At 66.0% G+C, this 18,547-nt stretch carries 12 protein-coding genes, 1 other RNA gene and 1 pseudogene; 7 read left to right on the forward strand and 7 right to left on the reverse strand.

Annotated features, from left to right (window positions below):
- From B5F90_RS05910 to B5F90_RS05925, 4 genes and pseudogenes are all read right to left on the reverse strand, one after another.
- The coding region (locus B5F90_RS05910; RefSeq protein WP_143256111.1) for a hypothetical protein at positions 1-886 on the reverse strand (886 nt) is incomplete at its 3' end.
- Positions 887-1,777: 891 nt separating this feature from the next.
- Positions 1,778-2,410: pseudogene (gene nth, locus B5F90_RS05915) on the reverse strand (endonuclease III); the annotation flags it as partial.
- Between the two features lie 49 nt (positions 2,411-2,459).
- A complete protein-coding gene (locus tag B5F90_RS05920) occupies positions 2,460-3,398 on the reverse strand; it encodes a glycosyltransferase (RefSeq protein WP_087361885.1) in 939 nt (312 codons plus the stop codon).
- Positions 3,399-3,604: 206 nt separating this feature from the next.
- The gene (locus B5F90_RS05925) at positions 3,605-6,265 is read right to left on the reverse strand and encodes a UvrD-helicase domain-containing protein (RefSeq protein WP_087361886.1); all 2,661 of its coding nucleotides are present in this window, start codon (positions 6,263-6,265) and stop codon (positions 3,605-3,607) included.
- Between the two features lie 208 nt (positions 6,266-6,473).
- Here B5F90_RS05925 and B5F90_RS05930 point away from each other — a divergent pair, with 208 nt between their 5' ends.
- The 7 genes from B5F90_RS05930 to rnpB all read left to right on the forward strand — a co-directional run bounded on the left by B5F90_RS05930 (position 6,474) and on the right by rnpB (position 13,644).
- Positions 6,474-7,472, forward strand: coding sequence for a MoxR family ATPase (locus tag B5F90_RS05930; RefSeq protein ID WP_087361887.1), 999 nt, complete (start codon positions 6,474-6,476; stop codon positions 7,470-7,472).
- A gap of 12 nt (positions 7,473-7,484) precedes the next feature.
- Positions 7,485-8,369, forward strand: coding sequence for a DUF58 domain-containing protein (locus B5F90_RS05935; protein WP_087361888.1), 885 nt, complete (start codon positions 7,485-7,487; stop codon positions 8,367-8,369).
- Positions 8,366-9,346, forward strand: a complete 981-nt coding sequence (locus B5F90_RS05940; RefSeq protein WP_087361889.1) for a hypothetical protein — start codon at positions 8,366-8,368, stop codon at positions 9,344-9,346. The genes B5F90_RS05935 and B5F90_RS05940 overlap by 4 nt, the downstream gene beginning before the upstream one ends.
- 1 nt (position 9,347) lies before the next feature.
- Positions 9,348-10,133 (forward strand): tetratricopeptide repeat protein, encoded by a 786-nt coding sequence (locus B5F90_RS05945; protein WP_087361890.1) that lies wholly within the window; start codon positions 9,348-9,350, stop codon positions 10,131-10,133.
- Between the two features lie 72 nt (positions 10,134-10,205).
- Positions 10,206-11,192 carry a VWA domain-containing protein gene (locus tag B5F90_RS05950; RefSeq protein ID WP_087361891.1) on the forward strand — a complete coding sequence of 329 codons (987 nt, stop codon included), beginning with the start codon at positions 10,206-10,208 and terminating at the stop codon, positions 11,190-11,192.
- Between the two features lie 168 nt (positions 11,193-11,360).
- Positions 11,361-12,395 (forward strand): VWA domain-containing protein, encoded by a 1,035-nt coding sequence (locus B5F90_RS05955; protein ID WP_087361892.1) that lies wholly within the window; start codon positions 11,361-11,363, stop codon positions 12,393-12,395.
- Positions 12,396-13,269: 874 nt separating this feature from the next.
- An RNA gene (rnpB, locus tag B5F90_RS05960) (RNase P RNA component class A) lies at positions 13,270-13,644 on the forward strand.
- On the opposite strand, the gene B5F90_RS05965 is transcribed toward rnpB, so the two are convergent.
- The 3 genes from B5F90_RS05965 to B5F90_RS05975 all read right to left on the reverse strand — a co-directional run bounded on the left by B5F90_RS05965 (position 13,644) and on the right by B5F90_RS05975 (position 18,525).
- Complete coding sequence (locus B5F90_RS05965) at positions 13,644-14,684, reverse strand: FUSC family protein (protein WP_087361893.1); 1,041 nt, start codon at positions 14,682-14,684, stop codon at positions 13,644-13,646. The genes rnpB and B5F90_RS05965 overlap by 1 nt on opposite strands.
- 259 nt (positions 14,685-14,943) lie before the next feature.
- The gene (locus B5F90_RS05970; RefSeq protein ID WP_087361894.1) at positions 14,944-16,101 is read right to left on the reverse strand and encodes a DUF1735 and LamG domain-containing protein; all 1,158 of its coding nucleotides are present in this window, start codon (positions 16,099-16,101) and stop codon (positions 14,944-14,946) included.
- 30 nt (positions 16,102-16,131) lie between these two features.
- Positions 16,132-18,525, reverse strand: a complete 2,394-nt coding sequence (locus B5F90_RS05975; protein WP_087361895.1) for a glycoside hydrolase family 18 — start codon at positions 18,523-18,525, stop codon at positions 16,132-16,134.
- Positions 18,526-18,547: the final 22 nt, after the last annotated feature.

Below are 18,547 nucleotides of genomic sequence, written 5' to 3' on the forward strand. Positions count from 1 at the left end.
GAAGCGAGAAGGCCTCGACCCGCTCTCCGACGGCGTAGGGCGGCAGGGAGCAGGTCTCCGTTCCGGACTCCGGCTCCGGTGCGCTCCCGGGTGCCGTCTCCTCCCCAGGCTCCGCCCCCTCGGGATAGGGCTCCGGGAGGCCCGAAAGCCGCGCACGGAGGTTCTCCATCCGCATGCTCTCGCGGGTCGGCGGCTCGGGCGCCGCCTGCTCATCGAGCGAGTTGAGGCAGGGGCTCCCGGGGAAGCGTGCACGAAGCTGCCGGACCAGGGCGCGGAGGCTGTCCTCGGTCATGTTCGGGGAGGTGTCGGCATACCACATCGTCGCAACGACGGCCAGCAGCGCGCTCCGGTCGTTGAAAATCGCCGAGCGGGCCAGGGAGTCGAGCTCCGCCTCGCGAGCCGCAAGCCGGGCCTCGAGCTCCTGTCGGCGCCGGGCATCGAGTCCCGGAGCGGCCGCCTCGCTGCGCAGCTGCTCCAGCACCCCGTATCCGATTTCCCGATAGCGACGGCTGATTTCGGTCATGCGCTCCGTGGCGAACGAGCCGCGGCAGGCGGGGAAGAAGGAGCGAGCGGCAGTGTCGATGCGCAGCGAGACCCGCTCCCCGCGGGCAGCAAGCAGGATGTAGCTCCCCTGCCCCGGGATGAGCAGTTCGACCAGATTCTCAGGGTCGGGAAGCGAACCCGAGAGCTGCGCCGCATGACGGACCAGCCGCGCGGAGTCGACCAGCGTGAGCTGGTTGCCCATGCGTGCAAAGAGGTAGACCGCGCAGTTGTCGCACCCGGTCTCGGGGGCCGTTTCGACCTCGAGCCGGAAGCGGTTGCCGCCGCATGAGCACAGGCCAAGCAGGAGGGCAGCCGCCGCAAGAAGGGAGAGACAGTTTTTCATGGTCGGTTTTGTATCTATTCGGAAAGTACCATTTTTCAAAAAAGAGGGGCCGGGCCGATGGGACGGAGGGTCGGCGCCGCGCATCCCGACGGTACGATTGCAAGATACTACTATTTTTTTAGAAGACAAAGAACGACGCCCCTTGAGCCAACCTTTGCGGCATTCCGGAACAAAATACGCCCGACCGGGCGGAAGCTCCGGCGGGCGGACGGGAGAGGGAGTGGCGGAAAGACGTGACGGGCGGACGAGGGGGCGCAGCAAGAAGGCAGAGCGCTCCGGAGGGCAGGCGGAAGGAGGACGAACGGGAGACGGGTCGCGGCGGAAAGGACGCAGCGGAGAGGACGTGGCAAAGGGAGCGGCAGAGGAAGTGGCGGACAAGACGCAACAAAGGAGAGGCCCGGCGGATTACGGACCGGGCGGAGCATAACAACAAGACGCGGAGGAAGGGTGAGACGAACCGGCGCCTCGACCCGCTACGACCGTTCGGGCTCCTTGACGGAAGCGGAAGCGGCTGACACGGCGGCAGTTCCGACCAGTGAGATAGATGCGGGGCAAAGCGAGAACCGGCGCCCTGACCCGCTACGACCGTTCGGGCCCCTCAACGGGAGCGGAAGCGGCTGGCGCTAAGGTGGCTTTTTTGCGGGTCCCGGCGGTGGCTGTCTTGCCGGCTCCGGAGGATGCTTTGCGGGCTCCGGCGGAAGAGGTCTTGCCGGCCCGGGAGGCAGAGGTTCCTGCGGTGGTTGTCTTGCCGGCCCGGGAGGCAGAGGTTCCTGCGGTGGTTGTCTTGCCGGCCCGGGAGGCCTTTGTTCCGGCCTTGGCGGCGCTCTTCGTGTCGCTCCCGTCGGCTGTTCCGGCCGGTGCGGAGGCCGCTTCGCGGGCCTCGGCGCGGCGGTCGGCGGCGTACTTGCGGCACCAGGGGGCGATGCCGCACTCGCCGCAGCGGGGCGAGCGGGCCATGCAGACGTAGCGTCCGTGGAGAATCAGCCAGTGGTGGGCGATGGGCAGCAGGTGCGAGGGGATGTTCCGCTCGAGCGTCCGCTCGGTCTGCAGCGGCGTCTTCGAGCCGGTCGTCAGCCCGATGCGCTCCGAGACGCGGAAGACATGCGTGTCGACCGGCATCACCTCGCGCTGCCACAGCACCGCACCCAGCACGTTGGCCGTCTTGCGCCCCACGCCCGGAAGCCGCTGCATCGCCTCGAGGTCGGTGGGCACCTCGCCGCCGAACTCCGCACAGAGCATGCGGGCCATGCCGGCGAGGTTCTTCGCCTTGTTGTTGGGGTAGGAGATGCTCCGGATGTAGGGGAAAATCTCCTCGGGGGTGGCGGCGGCCATCGCCTCGGGGGTGGGGAAGGCGGCGAAGAGGGCCGGCGTGGTCATGTTGACCCGCTTGTCGGTGCACTGCGCCGAGAGAATCACCGCAACGAGCAGTTGGAAGGGGTTTTCATAGTGGAGTTCGCTCTCGGCCACGGGCATGTGTTCCGAGAACCAGGCGATTACGCCGTCGTAACGTTGGCGGAGGGTCATGGTCGTTTTTTTAGGACATCAAGGTCGAAGCGCGCAGGGAGGTCGGGGGTCATCCCCGCGAATCCGCTCCCTTGCGCCGGAAGAGTATTTTTTTGAGCAGCAGCCCGTAGCCCGCGGGGTGGAGGGCCAGCCGCGGCGTGCGGCGCACGTCGCGCCACCAGCGGGCCAGGTACTCGCCCACGGGGCCGTGGTAGGAGAGCACCCAGAGCGCCACGTCGCTGCGCCGGCAGAGCAGCCGGTAGCGGTGGCGCCCCGCGCCGTAGCGGGCATCGAACCAGAGGCTCGTATCCATGAGCGAGTCGCAGAAGGCGATGCGCTTGCGGTAGAGGCCGCTCTGGCTGACGCTTTGGGGCAGCATGAGGTGGACGGCCGTCTCGGCATCGAGCCACGCGATGCGCGACTCGGCGGCGAACCAGAGCCACATCGGGGCGTCGTCGGTGAGCCATTCGGGGTGCTCCTCGGGGCGCACCTCGGCGTAGTAGCGCAGGATGAGGTCGCGCCGGGCGACGGCCGTGCAGTTCTCGACCGTGTTGTTGAAAAGCAGGCGGTCGAAGTCGGTGAGCATCACCTCGGGGTAGTGGAGCTCGCGGCCTGTCCCCTCGAAGAGGCGCAGCGAGCGCGTGTAGCAGAGGCCCAGCGAGGGGTCGGCCTCGAGCATCGCCACCTGCCGTTCGAGCTTCTCGGGGTCGCACCACCAGTCGTCGCCGTCGCAGATGGCGACGTAGCGGCCGCGGCACGCCTCGATGGTGCGGCGGTAGTTGGCCCGCATGCCGACGTTGTGCTCCGACGTTACCAGACGGATGCGGTCGGGGTAGCGCGCGGCGTAGGAGCGGCAGATGTCGGGCGTGGAGTCGCTGCTGCAGTCCTCGCCCAGGAGCAGCTCGACGGCAAACGAGGTGCGCTGCGCCAGGACGCTCTCGATGGCCCGGGCGATGTAGGGGGCGTGGTTGTAGGTGGTCATGCAGACCGAAACAAGCGGAGTATTCATCTTTCGGAACAGGTTGCACACATTTTTCAGGGGCCGGAACCGGGGCCGGGTCACGGGTCGGGGCCGGACGGCGGCGGGACCGCAGCGCGGGGCAGAACCGGAGCGCGGGACCGTGGCGCAGTGCGGAGCCGGCGGGTCGGGTTGGCACCTTCACCGGCGCGGGGGCAGAGCCGCCGGCCGGAGGCCTCAGCCTAGAAGCATCTGTCTCAGAGCCGCTTGAGCTTGGCGAAGCGGAGCAGCAGCGTGCGCCGCCCTTCGGTTTCGAAGTCGACCACCAGCCGCGGGTCGGCCCCCGAGGTGTCGACCTCGCGGACCACGCCGCGGCCGAACTTGGCATGCTCGACCCGCTCCCCTACCGCATAGCCGCATGCCGAAGCGGCACCTCCGGCTGCCGGGGCGGCCGCTGCGGGGCTCTGTCCGGCGCCCGCTGCCGGGCTCTGGCCTCCGCCGGCAGGACGCACCCCCAGGCGGCGCATCCCCTCGGTCGAGGGGCGCGGCTGGAGGGGACGCACCAGTTCGGGGTCGGGGCTGCCCGAGGGACGGGCCGGCTGGGCGCGCTGGAACTGGCGTGCGGGGCCGCCCGCGAAGGAGCCGCCCGAGGCGCTGCCCGCACCCGGGCCGTGTCCGCCGCCATAGCCTCCGCGCGAAGCGGAGTAACCGCCTCCGGAGCCCGAGCCGTAGCCGCCGCGGGAGGCCGAACCGCCCGCCGAACCGGAGCCTGGACCATAGCCGCCGCGGGAGCCCGCCGCCGAGCCTCCGCCCGAGCGCTGCTGGAAGCGGTAGTCGAAGCGGCGACGCAGCTCGTCGATGGCCGTCGGGGCCCCCTCGCCCTCCGGACGCCGCTCGCGCGAGCGCCCCAGGTCGACGTCGCTCTCGACGTAGCGGGGGTCGATTTCGCGCAGGAAGCAGCTCGGACGCGAGAACTCCATGCTGCCCCAGCGGAAGCGCATCTCGGCGTAGGAGATGGTGGCGGCCACCTTGGCCCGCGTGAGGGCCACGTAGAAGAGCCGCCGCTCCTCCTCGAGCCCCTCGGCCGACTCGGCCGCACGCTGCGAGGGGAAGAGGTTCTCCTCCATGCCCACGATGTAGACATACTTGTATTCGAGCCCCTTGGCCGAGTGGACCGTCATGAGGGTCACCTTGTTGCTGTTCTCGGGGTCGTCGCGGTCCATGTCCGACATGAGCATCATGTTCTGGAGCCACTCCTCGACGGTGGCCTCCGCATCGGGCTGCCGCTCGCCGTTGCGGATTTCGGCGTCGCACCGCTCCTTGAACTCCTGCATCGAGTTGAGCAGCTCCTCGATGTTGCCCAGCGCCGAGGCCGCCTCGGGCGAGTTGTCGGCCCGGTAGAGGGCGATGATGCCCGAGCGCGTGGCCACCTCCATGCCGAAGTCGTAGAGCCCTCGGTCCGACCGCGCAAGCGAGAGCGAACGGATGAGCTCGACGAAGTCGCGCACCTTGCGCACGACGCTCCGCGTCACGGCGTCGGCGGCCGGCTCGGCCACCAGCGCGTCGACCGCCTCCCACATCGAGAGGCCCCGCGCCGAGGCCAGTTCGGCGATGCGCTGCACGGTCGCGTCGCCGATGCCGCGCGCCGGGTAGTTGACGATGCGGCGGAAGGCCTCGTCGTCGTGGGGGTTGATGACCAGACGGATGTAGGCCATCAGGTCCTTCACCTCCTTGTGGTCGTAGAACGACGAGCCCTTGTAGATGCGGTAGGGGATGCCCCGCCGCCGGAGGTTGTCCTCCAGCACGGCCGACTGGCTGTTGGTGCGGTAGAGAATCACCGCATCGGACCACTCGTCCCCCGTGCGGCGGATGCGGTCGCGCAGCTCGCTCACCACCAGCTCGGCCTCCTCGCGGTCGGTGTAGGCCTTCAGGATGCGGATTTTCTCCCCTTCGTCGCCCGCCGAGAAGCAGTGCTTCTCCATGCGGCGCGCGTTGTGGACGATGACCGAGTTGGCGGCGTCGACGATGGTGCGCGTCGAGCGGTAGTTCTGCTCGAGCTTGAAGACCTGCGCATCGGGGTAGTCGTTGCGGAACGAGAGGATGTTCTCGATTTTCGCGCCGCGGAACGAGTAGATGGACTGCGCGTCGTCGCCCACGACGCAGACCTTCGAGTGGCGCTGCGAGAGGCGGCGGATGATGACATACTGCGCGTAGTTGGTGTCCTGGTACTCGTCGACCAGAATGTACTGGAAGAGCTCCTGGTAGCGCGCCAGCACGTCGGGGCAGTCGCGCAGCAGGATGTTGGTCTGCAGCAGCAGGTCGTCGAAGTCCATCGCGCCGTTGTGCTTGCAGCGCTGGCAGTAGAGGTTGTAGAGGTTGCCGAATTCGGGCATCTGCGCCTGGCGGTCCTCGGCGGCGTAGGCGGCGTTGGCCAGGTAGGCCCCCGGGGTGATGAGCTTGTTCTTGGCCAGCGAGATGCGCGAGGCCACCGTGGCGGGCTTGTAGCGGTCGTCGGCGAGGTTCAGCTCGCGGACGAGGCTCTTGAGCAGGTTGCGGCTGTCCGACGAGTCGTAGATGGTGAACGACTCGGTGAAGCCGATGCGCTCGGCGTTTTCACGCAGGATGCGCGAGAAGACCGAGTGGAAGGTCCCCATGCGGATGTAGCGCGAGCGCTCGCCCGGCACCATCTGCGCGATGCGGTCGCGCATCTGCTCGGCGGCCTTGTTGGTGAAGGTGAGCGCCAGGATGTTCCACGGTTTGACCCCCTGTTCTATCATGTAGGCGATGCGCGAGGTGAGCACGCGCGTCTTGCCCGAGCCCGCTCCGGCGATGATGAGCGAGGGGGTGTCGTAGTTGACCACGGCGGCATATTGGGCGGGGTTGAGCCCCTTGAGTATGGGTGACTGCTGGGATTCCATCGTTTCGTTTCGTTCGGAAGGCAAAGGTACGAACAAATCGCCATCCGGCGGGCAGTTTACCCCAAGATTTTTCCCCGCGCGGGGCATCGCGGCCTTCGGCCGCCGGTGCGCTTTGCGCTTTTTTTCGTAAATTTGCAATAATTTTGCAGGGAGGTCGTTACCTAACTGAACAAAACCCGGGAAATTTACTTCACATATATAATACCCAATGAGCGAAGTCATCAACATCAAGGAACTCAACGAGCGCATCGAACGCGAATCGGTCTTCGTCGATACGCTCCGCAACGAAATGGGCAAGGTCATCGTGGGCCAGAGCCATCTGGTCGACACGCTGCTCATCGGCCTGCTCTCCAACGGCCACATCCTGCTCGAAGGTGTGCCGGGACTGGCCAAGACGCTGGCCATCACCACGCTGGCCAAGGCCGTCGACGCCCAGTTCTCCCGCATCCAGTTCACCCCCGACCTGCTGCCTGCCGACCTCATCGGTACGCTCATCTATTCGCAGAAGAGCGAGGAGTTCATCGTCAAGAAGGGCCCCGTCTTCGCCAACTTCGTGCTGGCCGACGAGATTAACCGTTCGCCGGCCAAGGTGCAGTCGGCGCTGCTCGAGGCGATGCAGGAGCGTCAGGTGACCATCGGCGAGGAGACCTATCCCCTGCCGCAGCCCTTCCTGGTGCTCGCCACGCAGAACCCCCTGGAGCAGGAGGGCACCTATCCGCTGCCCGAGGCCCAGGTCGACCGTTTCATGCTCAAGGTCCGCATCTCCTACCCCAAGAAGCAGGAGGAGCGCGACATCGTCCGCATGAACCTCTCGGGCGCCGGCATGCCCACGGTCAACAAGGTCATCTCGCCCGAGGACATCGTCAAGGCCCGCAAGGTGGTCGAGGATGTCTACATGGACGAGAAAATCGAGAAGTACATCGTCGACATCATCTTCGCCACGCGCGAGCCGGCCGAGTACAACCTCCCGAAGCTCCAGAACCTGATTGCCTACGGCGGTTCGCCCCGTGCCTCCATCTCGCTGGCCAAGGCCGCACGCGCCTACGCCTTCATCCGCCGCCGCGGATATGTGATTCCCGAGGACGTGCGCGCCGTCTGCCACGACGTGCTGCGCCACCGCATCGGACTCACCTACGAGGCCGAGGCCGAGAACATCACCTCGGAGGAGCTCATCACCGACATCCTGAACAACGTCATCGTACCCTAAGCCGACCCGAAGATGGAGCAGAGCGAGAACGATATCCTCAGGCGCGTCCGCAAAATCGAAATCAAGACCCGCGGCCTTTCCAACGAGATTTTCGCCGGAAAGTACCACACGGCCTTCCGCGGACGCGGCATGTCGTTTTCCGAGGTGAGGGAGTACCGCGCCGGCGACGACGTGCGCGACATCGACTGGAACGTCACGGCACGCTCGTCGAAGCCCTACATCAAGGTCTACGAGGAGGAGCGCGAACTGACGATGATGCTCATCGTCGACGTCTCGGCCTCGCGGATGTTCGGCTCGACCGACCGGCTCAAGAAGAACGTCATCACGGAGATTGCCGCCGTGCTGGCCTTCTCGGCCGCCCAGAACAACGACAAGGTGGGCTGCATCTTCTTCTCGGACCGCATCGAGAAGTTCATCCCCCCGAAGAAGGGGCGCAGCCACATCCTCATGATTATCCGCGAGCTGGTGGGCTTCCGTCCCCAGCACACGGGCACGAAGCTCTCCGAGCCGCTGCGCTTCCTGACCAACGTCAGCAAGAAGCACTGCACGACCTTCATCCTCTCGGACTTCCTCGACACCTCGTCCGACGGCGAGGCGCTCGACGACGCGCTCAAGATTGCCGGCGGGAAGCACGACCTGGTGGGCATCCGCGTCTACGACCCCCGCGAGGCGGAGCTCCCCGACGTGGGCATCATCGAGCTGCGCGACGCCGAGAGCGGCCGCAAGGTATGGACCGACACCTCGTCGCGCGCCGTGCGCGACCACTACGCCGAGTCGTGGCGCCGCCGCAGCGAGCAAATCGAGACGATGCTCCGCCACAACCGCATCGACACGGCCACCGTGGCCACCGACGGCGACTACGTGGTCGAACTCATTAAACTCTTCAAGCAACGATGAAACGAATCGTCACGCTCCTGCTGCTCGCCGGCTCGCTCTCGGGGGCCACGGCCCAGCAGCGCCCCGCCGTCACGGCCCGTCTGGAGCCCGACAGCGTCTTCATAGGCGACCGCTTCGACTACGTCATCGAGGTGGAGAAGGACCTGGTGCAGGTGGTCGAGTTCCCCGAGTTCCGCAGTCCGGGCGGGGGGCTCGAACTGGTCGCCTCGCTGCCCGTCGACACGCTCGAACGCGAGGGGCGGCGCATGAAGCTCCGCAAGCGCTACCGCATGGCCGCCTTCGAGGAGGGCCGCTTCAACCTCGGCACGGGGCAGGTGCTCTATGCCGACAAGAACATCATCGACACGCTCCATACGGCCGACTCGCTGCTGCTGCGCGTCGGGACCTTCCAGATTGACTCCACCTCGCAGTCCATCTACGACCTCAAGGGGCAGAAGAACCTGCCCTTCCGCTTCGCCGAAATCCGCAGCTACGTGCTCTGGGGCCTCGCCCTGCTGGCCGTGCTGCTCGTGGGTCTCTACGGCGTGGTGCGCTACCTGCGCCAGCGGGGCCGGGGGCTGGGGTCGCTCTTCCGCCCGGCGCCTCCGCTGCCGCCCCACGTCGAGGCCATCAAGGCGCTCGAGACGCTCCACAACCAGAAGCTGTGGCAGAACAACCGCTACAAGGCCTACTACTCGGGGCTGAGCGACATCCTGCGCCACTACATCGTCCGCCGCTGGAACATCGGCGCGCTGGAGATGACCTCGGACGAAATCATCGAGGCGATGCGCGGCGTGGAGCTCCCCGACAAGGCCCGCAGGGACCTCAGCTCCCTGCTGCGCGACGCCGACCTGGTGAAGTTCGCCAAGGCGGAGCCCGACTCCGAGCAGAACGAAAACGACTATCTGAAGAGCTACTACTTCGTCGAGGAGACCAAACCCGTGGTCGAACCCGCCGAGGGAGAGAAGCCCGACTCAGAGCTCAAAAAGGAGGATTAGCATGCAGCGATACGTGATATTACTGGCGGCGCTCCTTGCCGCGGTCAGCGCCCTGGGGCAGCAGATGCCCGAGCGGCGCGAGGTGCGCAAGGGCAACCGCCTCTACAACAAGGGCGAGTATCAGCAGAGCATCGAGCGCTACGGCCGGGCCCTGATGCTCGACCCCGCATCGTTCGAGGCCACCTACAACCTGGGCAACGCCCTGAGCAAAGCCGAGATGTACGACAAGGCCGAGCAGATGCAGAACCGCGCGGCGGCCGACACGCTGCGCAGCGACACCGAGCGGGCCGAGGCCTACTACAATCTGGGCAACACGCAGTTCCGCCAGAAGAAGTACCGGGAGGCGCTCGAGAGCTACAAGCGCTCGCTGCTGCTCAACCCCGACGACCGGGAGGCGAAGTACAACTACGCCTACACGAAGCATCTGCTCGACGACGAGCAGAAGAACGGCGGCGGTGGCGGCGGCGACCAGAACCAGCAGAACAAGGACCAGCAGAACCAGCAGGGCCAGAACAACCAGAACCAGCAGGGCCAGGACCAGAACAAGGACCAGAACAAGGACCAGGGTCAGGACAATCAGGACCAGAATAAGGACCAGGGTCAGGGTCAGCCCGACGGCAAGGATGGCGAGCAGGGCGAAGGCGAAGGCCAGCCCCGCCCCGAGGACATCTCGCCGCAGGAGCAGGAGCAGATGCTCGACGCCATCCAGGCGCAGGAGGACCGCACGCAGGAGAAGCTCAAGGAGAAGCGCCGGGCGATGGTGGTCCGCAGCGGCAAGAACTGGTAAGGAGGGCGCCCGTGCGGAGCTCCGCGCCGAGCTCCGCCCCCCGTCCCCGGAAACGAACTTAAAGAGAAAGACATGCACTTCGCAACTCCCCATTTGCTGTGGCTGCTCGTGCTGCTCGTCCCCATGGCGGCCTACTACGTCTGGCGGACGCTGCAGGGCGGTGCCGCCATCCAGATTTCGACGGTCGAGGGGGTGCTCCGCGCCCCCCGCACGTGGCGCTACTACCTGCGCCACCTCCCCTTCGTGCTGCGCGCCGCCGCCTTCGCACTCTGCGTCGTGGCCCTCGCCCGGCCGCAGGATGTCGAACGCAGCGCCCACAGCTCGACTGAAGGAATTGACATCATGCTCGCCATCGACGTCTCGGGCTCGATGCTCGCACGCGACTTCAAGCCCGACCGCATCACCGCCGCCAAGGAGGTGGCCGGCTCCTTCATCGCCGACCGCTACGGTGACCGCATCGGTCTGGTGGCCTTCGCCGGCGAGGCCTTCACGCAGAGCCCCCTGACCACCGACCAGAGCACCCTCCAGACCCTGCTGTCGCGCATCCGCAGCGGCATCATCGAGGACGGCACGGCCATCGGCAACGGTCTGGCCACGGCCATCAACCGCCTGCGCGAGAGCCAGGCCAAGTCGAAGGTCATCATCCTGCTGACGGACGGTGTGAACAACCGCGGCGAAATTGCCCCCCTGACGGCGGCCGAAATCGCCCGGGCGCAGGGCATCCGCGTCTACACCATCGGCGTCGGAACGCGCGGCATGGCCCCCTACCCCGCCGTCGACATGTTCGGCAACATGACCTTCGTGCAGCAGAAGGTCGAAATCGACGAGAAGATGCTCGAGCAGATTGCCTCGCTCACCGGCGGCCGCTACTTCCGCGCCACCGACAACACGAAGCTCAAGGCCATCTACGACGAAATCAACCAGCTCGAAAAGAGCCGCGTCGAGGTCTCGGAGCACGTCACCTACCACGAACTCTTCGTGCCGTGGGTCGTGGCGGCCATCCTGCTGCTCGTGGCCGAGTTCCTGCTCCGCGCCTTTGTGCTGCGGCGCCTGCCTTAGGGCGCCCCGGCCCGCCGCCTCCGAGGACTCCCGGCGGAGGCGTGCGGCAACCCCAGGGAGAGGATGCCCCCGCGTCGGGAGCGCCCCGCCGGGCGCCCGAATCGACCGACCGGCGGCGCGGCGGCATCCGCACGTGACACCCGGCCCGGTCGGCCCCACCATTCCGCTATGTTCCGCTTTGCCAATCCGCAATACCTCTGGCTGCTCTGGCTGCTGCCGCTACTCGCGGCGCTCTTCTGGGCGGCCGCCCGCAACCGCCGCAAACGGCTCGAACGCTTCGGACACCTCGACGTGCTGCGCGAGCTGATGCCCGACGTCTCGACCGGGCGCATGAAGCTGAAGTTCATCCTCTTCTGCACGGCGCTCGCGCTGCTCATCCTCGCCGCCGCACGCCCGCAGCTGGGCTCGAAGCTCCGCGAGGAGAAGAGCCAGGGCGTCGAGATGATGCTCGTGGTCGACGTCTCGAACTCGATGCTGGCCGAGGACTTCGAACCCAACCGCCTCGAGCGGACCAAGTATGCCATCAACAAGCTCTTCGACGGGCTGCAGCAGGACCGCGTGGGGCTCATCGTCTTCGCCGGCGAGCCGAAGGTGCAGCTCCCCATCACCTCGGACTACCGCATGGCCAAGGCCTTTGCGCGGCGCATCGACACCTCGCTGGCCGACGTGCAGGGTACGGCCGTGGGCAAGGCCCTCGAGCAGGCGCTGCTCTCCTTCTCGGGCGAGACGGCCGAGAGCCACAGCCGCGTCATCATCCTCATTACCGACGGCGAGAACCACGAGGACGACGCGCTGGAGGTGGCCCGTCAGGCTGCCGAGGCGGGCATCCGCATCTATACGATTGGCATCGGCACCCCCGAGGGGGCCCCGATTCAAATCAACGGCGAGTTCATCAAGGACGAGAAGGGCGACATGGTGGTCTCGAAGCTCGACGAGAAGCTGCTGCAGCAGATTGCCGAAATCACGGGCGGCGCCTACGTCCGCTCGACAAAGCAGTCCATCGGGCTCGACGAGATTGTGCGGAGCATCAACGACATGGAGCAGACGGAGTTCTCGACCGTCCGCTTCGAGGAGTTCAACGAGCAGTATCCCTACCTGCTGGCCGTGGCGCTGGTGCTGCTGCTCGTCGAGTTCGTGCTGCTCGACCGGCGTAACCCGCTGCTGGCCCATCTGAACATCTTCCGCGAGAAGCGGGAGCAGTAGGCGGGGCGAAAGGCCGGGGCGGCAGACGGGAGCCGCAGACGGGAGCCGGCGGCCGCGGCGCGGCCGCGATGCGGGGGCGCTCGTAACGGGCCGCCCGGATTGCAGAAAAGAGCCGCGCGGGAAAGCCTCCGGACCGCAGAAAAGAGCCGCGCGGGAAAGCCTCCGGACCGCAAAAAGGGCTGCGCGGGAAAGCCTCCGGACCGCAGAAGAGGGCGCTTAACAGAGGCTCCGGCCGCAGACCGCCGCGGCACTCGCAAGGATACCCCGACGGCAGGCTCCGGCCGCAGACCGCCGCGGCACTCACAAAGATGCCCAACGGCAGGCTGCGGCGGCACGGAAAAAGGCCCTAAGCGCTCTGCCATCCGATTCAGTAACCCGGAAATCCCTCACCACCGAAAGACCGGAGCGATACGTCGTTCCGGTCTTCCGGGTTACTTCCGGGTTACTTCCGGGTTACTTCCGGGTTACTTTCGGTCTGCATTCGGTTGTAATTCAGCCCCGCGGACAGCGGCCTACAAGTGCGATGCCACGCCCTTCCACCCCACCCGCCGCACCCTCCACACCCCTCTTCTCTTTTCCACATCCGTCCACCCCTTTCAACGCCGGGCCGTTCGGCCCCGCCGCATTGCATCCGCTCGATCGCACCGCCCGCACCGGAGGACCTCCACCCCCCCTCAGGGCTGCCGGCGCCCGACGCCTGTCGCCCCCCTGTCACCCCTCAACGCCTCCGCCTCTTCTCCCCTTGCCGCTCCCCTCGCCCCTTCGCGCGGCATCTTCGCTCCCTCGACGCGGCATCTTCCTCCCCGCCGCAGGGGAAGCACCCCGATTTTCGGTCGGAGGCGCGGTTTTTCGCGCATTAATTCCTACCTTTGCAGCGCAGGTCCGCTCTGTCGCCGCCGGCTCGGCCGGGGGAGGAAAGTCCGGGCAACGCAGAGCGCCACGCAAGCCAATCACTTGATATCCGTGAGGGTATAGGAGCGTAACAGAGAAGAACCGCCCCGCTGTCGGGTTCGCCCGCAGCGGTGGTAAGGGTGAAAAGGCGGGGTAAGAGCCCACCGCAGAGGCAGTGATGTCGTCTGGCCGTACGTCTCGTGGGTTGCAAGACCATGTATACCGGCAATTAAGGGTTGCTCGCCCGATGCCGGGGGGTAGGTTGCTTGAGACGGCAGGAGACTGCCGCCCTAGATAAATGACAGAGACCCGGAGGCAACTCCGGGGACAGAACCCGGCTTACAGGACCTGCACACTTCAGGAACCGGCTTCCCGCGAAGGGGAGCCGGTTCTTTTTTGCTCCCCGCCGGCCGCGGCAGGCGCGGCGGGCGCGGCGGGCGCGGCGGGCGCGGCGGCAGAGGGGGCGGAAGAGCCGGGGACAGGGGCAGAGGCGGCAGTCCCGGGAGCAGAGAAAATGGCGCCGGGAGCGGGTGCAGAGGCTCCGGGAACGGAGGCGACGGAAGAGGGGGCGGAGTCGACGGAGGAGCCGGAGGTGGGCGCAGAGGCGGCAGTCCCGGACGCAGAGAAAATGGCGCCGGGAGCGGGTGCAGGTGCGGCCGCTGAGGTCGATGTTGGAATCGAAGACGGAGCGGGCGCAACCGTTGGGGCAGGCGCCGAAGCGACCGAAACAGGGGACGGAGCGGTCGAAGTAGGGGTGGATGGGGCGGATGTTGGGGTCGGGGCAGGTGCGGCCGTTGATGCCGGAGCCGGAGCAAAAGTTGGGGCCGGGGCCGGAGCTGCCGGAGTTGGAGCCGGGGCCGGGCAGCTGTTGGCGGCGGGGTGCGCCGCGGGGCTCAGATGCGACGTCAGCCAGGCCAGCACCACCCCGACGGCCACCCCGAGCGCCGATTCGACAAAGCGCAGCAGGCAGTTCACCCCGGGCGGCAGGGCGTGGCTGCGCTGCGAGACAAGCAGGATGGCCAGCAGCGTGATGGTCGCCATGCGTCCGTTGTCGGGGATGCCGAGCAGCATGCTCAGCACGACGAGCAGCGCCACGGCGAGCATCATGCCGAGCGTCGAGAAGGCGAAGAGGCGCAGATAGGCATAGGCAAGCAGCGCCCCGAGCGCCGTGCCGGCCACGCGCAGCAGCCCCGCACGCAGCGACTCCCTGAGTCCCGGCGTCTGGAGCACCACCACGGCCGAGGTGCAGGCCAGCATGGCCCCCATGCTGCTCGATGCCTGGTGGAAGGGGCCCGTGACGAAGGTGCCGATAAGGTAGGCCATCACCACCCCGATGCAGCTCGCCACCACCATCACGGGGCGAATCCGCCCCAGCAATCCATGTATCGTCGGTTTCATGACCTCCGTCGCCCATTTTGGGGAAGCATGCAGCAAGAAACGGGCCGAAGCCGCAGAGAGGGCCGCACGGCCGGTGCCATCCCCGCTGCGGGCCGGGAGGGCACAAAAACCCGCTGCGGGCCGGGGGCACAAACGCCCATGCGGCGAGGACACAAAAAAACCGCGCGGCAGGCTGCACGCTGCAGCCGACCGCACGGTCTCTGTTCCATGGATATACGGCCGCCCCAACCCACCGAAGGGGCGGCCGCTGCCCGCAGGTCTACATCCAGCGGGTATCCATCATCGTCGGGTTGCTCGAACCGCCATGAGCATCGTAGCCGTGGCCCGTCAGGTCGGGCACGATGTTGCCGCCGCCGTCGGGGTTGGGCGTCCACTCATTCATGCGCCAATAGGCCAGCAGGCCCTCCGACGTCGGGTCGACGTAGTTCATGTTGTTGGCAATCTCGCTCTGCGAGAGGGCGCGCGTCCAGACGCGGCACTCGGCCAGATAACCCATCAGCGGGCGCGAGCTCTGCCACTGCGACAGCGCTCCCAGACCGAAGCCGTAGCCGTCGTTCTTGCCCAGGTTCATCGACTCGCCCTGCGTCGGGGTGCCGGCGGCATACTGTCCGTCGATGTAGATGTCCCACGACGAACCGGTCCAGACGGCTGCCACATGGTACCACTTGTTCGCGTCGCACGGACGGTCCGTGGCGGCGGGCTGGTAGCTCTCGTGACAAATCTGTACGACGTTCTTGTCAATCTTCACGTCGCCGAAACGCACCGAGCACTCACCCTCGATACCCATGATGGAGGAGTTGTCGCAGCCGTTCGAGAAGTTGGTCACGTAGACGCGCGTCTCGAGCGTCACCTGCGGGAAGACCAGGTCGGCGTTGTCCAGGAAGCCCGGAATCTTGTACTTGTTGCCCGAGCCAATCATGATGGCCTTGCTGATGACCGGCGTCTTGAAGACGATGTAGACCGTGCGCGAAGGCTCGAGAACGGCCATCGAGCCGCTCACCGAGCGGATGCTCACCGGCATGCAGTAGGTGGCTCCCTCGGCAAAACCGTCCATCGTGGTGACCGTCAGTTCGGCCATCGACGAGGTGGTGAAGCCGGCCGCGATGGAGACCTTGTCGTTGAGGAACTCATAGGTCCCCTCGGGCAGCGGGAGGTAGTTCTTGCCATACTTGAGGTTGTAGCTCTCCACCAGGTCGGGACGCAGCTCGAGCGTTATCTCCAGGTCGTGCGAGACCTGCTCCGACGCGGTGACCGAGAGGGCCGTGCTGGCCGGAAGCTCGTCGATGGTCACGCTCATGGCGGCATTCGACTGCGCATCGGTCATGTAGACGACCGGTTCGTACTTGGCCGACTCCTGGCACCCCGTCGCAAGGGCGGCGGCGAGGAGCAGCGGCACTGCAAAATATTTCAGTTTCATACTCTTTGTTCGTTTTGAGGGTTGGTTCGGTTAGTTCTTCGGACTCCAGACTTCAAGCTCGCGCATGCCGCAGAAGTTGCTGCCCGTGTCGTAGCGGTCGACGATGTCGAAGCGGATGAGGCGCGCCTCGACCGGCTTGACAAAGGTGAACCACTGCATGACGCCGTTGTCGCCCGTAGCCTGGGCAATCGTCACGTCGCCGTAGCTTTGAGGGCGCCACAGATTGCCGTCATCCGAAACCTCGACGTTGCGGATGGTCTTCACCGAATAGGGCACGTTCTTGTAGCATACGCCCCAGGCCACCGTGCTCACCGGATAGCTCTGCTGCATGTCGATGGTGATGCGGCCGCCGATGCCCACCTGCCACGAGTAGTAGTTGTTGAAGATGGCATAGAAGCCCATGTCGCCGGCATCACGTCCGTTGAAGAGCGTCGTCACGTCGTCGTAGCCCCAGACGCCCGTACCGCCGATGGAGGTGTTCAGGTTGGTGATATCGACCGTCCAGCCCAGCTTGTTGTTGGCGTTGTCAATCTTCGTGCAGTCATCCTCGAAGGGTTCGAGGTTCTGCTGTGCGGCCAGATTCACCCCGCCGAGGTGAATGAGCAGGTACTTCACGCCGCGGTCGGCATCGGGCTCGTAGTCGCTCAGCGACTCCAGGTCGGGACGCAGCGCCACCATCGTATAGCCCGGCTGAAGTGCCGACAGGTCGGGAACCGAGACCGTCACCTCCCCCGTCGCACGCATTTCGCCCTGGGCGAACGAGAGCTGACCGGAGAGCGAAATCTTCGACGCGTCAAGGGTCATGTAGTCGGTGCCGTTCTTCTCGTTGTAGGCCTCCACCAGGGCGTTGTCGGCCACGTAGCCGAACCGGATGTCGGAGATGGCCCCCAGTGAGAGCTGCGCCGTGAGCGTCGTGCCGACCTCGCCGACGTGGTCACCGCCGTCGAGACGCAGGATGGCAAAAGCCTCCACCTCGGCGCCCTGGGTCGAGACCTTGATGGTGGTGGTGCTCTTCGTAATGACGAGGTACTTCACGTAGCCCGTCTCGTCGTAGCCGAAGCCTTCGGCAAGGGTCGGGAGCAGCGGCACGAGGTACTCGCCGTCGGCGAGCGATGCCACCGTGACGGCCACCTGCACGTCGCTCTCCGACGCTTCGGTGCCGGCAGCGAAGTGGAGCGGACCCGAGATGTTGACCAGCGAGGGGTCGATGGCCGCATACTCGGTGCCGTTGTCGTGGTTGTAGCTCTCGATGAGCGAGTTGTCGACCGCAAGCGCAAGGTCGGTGTCGGCCTCCGCCGGCTCCGAAAGACGGGCCGAAAGCGTGCAGTTCACCTCGCCGTAGATGACGCCCGAGGGGGTGACGCTCACCTCGAACTGCTCGGTGCCGGCCTCGTTGAGGGCCACCAGCGTCTTCGAGTAGTCGCCCACGGGGGCAGGGTTGACCGCCTGGATGGCCTGACGCATGTACTTGTAGGGCATGTCGGCGTGGGCGTACTCGTACTCCATGTGGTAGGCGCCGAAGCCGCCGCCTTCGCCCTGCGTCGGGTTGAAGAGCGCCATGCCCAGCAGCGAGTTGACCGTCTGGCCGTCACGCGTGGTGTGGCTCACGCCGCCCGTCTTCCAGTAGGCCTCGAAATTCTCGGCGAAGATATACTGCTCGGGCTTCCAGCCGGCATTGGCGGCATTGTTGAAGCGGTTCTGCAGGTCGGTGTAGCCGTACGAAGAGTAGGCCTGCACGATGCCGTAGTCGAAGTACTCGACATACTCGTCCCGGACGGCGAAGGGGACGCCGTCGATGATGAACAGACGGCCCGTGCCCGACTTGGGACCCACGTACTTGCCCATGGCCACAATCAGCTTGTTGAAGAGCTCGGGAGCGGGGTTGCCCACGAAGGGACCCACGGCGCCGAAGCCCGGCTCGTAGTCGATGTCGATGCCGTCGTAGTTCCACTTGTCCATCGAGTCCTTGCAGTAGGCCTTGGCGTAGGCCTCGATGGCCTCGTCGCAGTAGGGGTCGTCGTACATCGAGGCGAAGGGCTCGGGCATGACGTTCGAGAAGATGGTGTAGGTCACCTTCGTACCCTTGACCTTCTGGACGAACTCCTTGTCGGCCACCTGGGCCGGGGTGAGCGTATGCCACTGGCTCCAGATGGAGATGATGTCCATCGAGTCGGGGCAGTTCGAGATGCGCGTCTGGTAGGAGGGGCCCATGGCCGTCCAGGTTCCGTACCAGCCGAAGGCCAGCTTGTGCTTGCTCTTCTTGTACTCGCGAAGACGCTGGTAGTAGGCGTTGTCGCGATGAATCTGCTCCTGCTCTTCGGGGTGCTGCACGTTCACCCGCTCGGGAGTCGTCTCCTTCTCGCAGCCGGCAAACAGGCTACCCAGCAGCAGCGTGCAGAGTGCATATTTGAAGATTCTTTTCATCGTATTTCGTCTTAAGGTTTCA

The organism is Alistipes sp. An31A (assembly GCF_002159425.1).
Taxonomy (GTDB): domain Bacteria; phylum Bacteroidota; class Bacteroidia; order Bacteroidales; family Rikenellaceae; genus Alistipes; species Alistipes excrementigallinarum.

Bases quoted from the DNA above. Each gene is read 5' to 3' on its own strand.
- B5F90_RS05920 (WP_087361885.1), bottom strand. From the start codon at position 3,398: ATGAATACTCCGCTTGTTTCGGTCTGCATGACCACCTACAACCACGCC.
- B5F90_RS05925 (WP_087361886.1), bottom strand. From the start codon at position 6,265: ATGGAATCCCAGCAGTCACCCATACTCAAGGGGCTCAACCCCGCCCAA.
- B5F90_RS05930 (WP_087361887.1), top strand. From the start codon at position 6,474: ATGAGCGAAGTCATCAACATCAAGGAACTCAACGAGCGCATCGAACGC.
- B5F90_RS05935 (WP_087361888.1), top strand. From the start codon at position 7,485: ATGGAGCAGAGCGAGAACGATATCCTCAGGCGCGTCCGCAAAATCGAA.
- B5F90_RS05940 (WP_087361889.1), top strand. From the start codon at position 8,366: ATGAAACGAATCGTCACGCTCCTGCTGCTCGCCGGCTCGCTCTCGGGG.
- B5F90_RS05945 (WP_087361890.1), top strand. From the start codon at position 9,348: ATGCAGCGATACGTGATATTACTGGCGGCGCTCCTTGCCGCGGTCAGC.
- B5F90_RS05950 (WP_087361891.1), top strand. From the start codon at position 10,206: ATGCACTTCGCAACTCCCCATTTGCTGTGGCTGCTCGTGCTGCTCGTC.
- B5F90_RS05955 (WP_087361892.1), top strand. From the start codon at position 11,361: ATGTTCCGCTTTGCCAATCCGCAATACCTCTGGCTGCTCTGGCTGCTG.
- B5F90_RS05965 (WP_087361893.1), bottom strand. From the start codon at position 14,684: ATGAAACCGACGATACATGGATTGCTGGGGCGGATTCGCCCCGTGATG.
- B5F90_RS05970 (WP_087361894.1), bottom strand. From the start codon at position 16,101: ATGAAACTGAAATATTTTGCAGTGCCGCTGCTCCTCGCCGCCGCCCTT.
- B5F90_RS05975 (WP_087361895.1), bottom strand. From the start codon at position 18,525: ATGAAAAGAATCTTCAAATATGCACTCTGCACGCTGCTGCTGGGTAGC.